The 1,180-nt window shown below is 36.3% G+C and carries 1 protein-coding gene; it reads left to right on the top strand.

From position 1 onward, the window contains the following. The first annotated feature begins 270 nt into the window (after positions 1-270). Complete coding sequence (locus F0226_RS22335; protein ID WP_171737688.1) at positions 271-765, top strand: hypothetical protein; 495 nt, start codon at positions 271-273, stop codon at positions 763-765. Positions 766-1,180 lie beyond the last annotated feature (415 nt).

The following is a 1,180-nucleotide window of genomic DNA, read 5'->3' as shown; positions in this document are numbered from 1 at the left end:
TATGAAATAGGGTCGGTATTAAAGGTTTCATATTCAGTGGGTGTTATGCAGAAACGTAATATTTACCTCCCTAAAAGTGTATTGAACGCTACTGATTGGAAGCTCATTTCGGAACATCGTACATAACAAGCAATTCAAGCTGACAGCCAACGCGTGGCATTTTCAGTTCCAAACATTTTGGGTGTAATCGGTGCGTTGCTTTAGGTTCAGGTTTGCGTTGGTCTGCAACTTAATTGGGCGTTAGCTATTATTCGAGGTTAAGGTTGATTTATGAGCAATAATGAAGTTCCATTTTTAGGACGAACTGTTGATAACCGAGATATGATGGAATGGATTGCATCAGTTGATGCATGGGACTATTGCGATGGCTCTTTACTTGCTAAACTTGTTTTAAAAGCTGATATTCCTCCTGCTTATAAACCCTTAATAGCTTCCATTATAGATGGAAGTAGAAAACAAAAAGTAAAAGCTGCCGCACATTTAAAAATCCCAGCCAATGAAAGAATGTATATTGCAGAAACAATATCAATGAATTTAGGTTTAATTAGAGAATTCAAAACTGCTAAATTATTCGGAGGCGAGACTCTGCTTGAACACCAAGCAGATAAAGAGGGTATCGAACCGATAGATGTTAAAAGATGGCTTGAAAATCAAGCTATGGAGATCAAGGAAGATGCAGCAGATCAGCTAGGCGTAAGTATATTCGCTATAGACAAATTGCTAAAAGATTTTAAATATAAATTAGCAAACTTTCCGGACGTATAGAGCAAATGGCTTTGCACTACATGAGTTGATTTAGAGTACTCCTTATTCATTGATATATTTGCTTCATCTACTAAGTAAGAGGTGAAAAAATGAAATTTAATGAATTAGCTCGTCATATTTCAATGATTGTGAAAATTTTAAAGTTAGTGATCACTTTCGGTAAAATATTAGATTGTATCGGTGACTTCATTTGCAATAAAAATAGCTAACAAACAATTTAACCTGATTTACAACGCGTGGCAGTTTTACTCCTAATCTATTTCAGTGATTAAGGCGCAATGCAGAGCCTTTGTATTGCGTTGCTGCGCAAGTTAATTGGGCGTTAGGCATCAAGGAGGTTGTTGTCATGGAAGAATCAAGAAAATTTGGTAAGTTAGCGGAAGCTCATTTTGAAAATGGACTTTTGTGTGCTGAA

The organism is Vibrio sp. 99-70-13A1, from assembly GCF_013114625.1.
In the GTDB taxonomy this organism is placed as follows: Bacteria; Pseudomonadota; Gammaproteobacteria; order Enterobacterales; family Vibrionaceae; genus Vibrio.
This window is presented reverse-complemented; position numbering and strand designations above follow the sequence as displayed.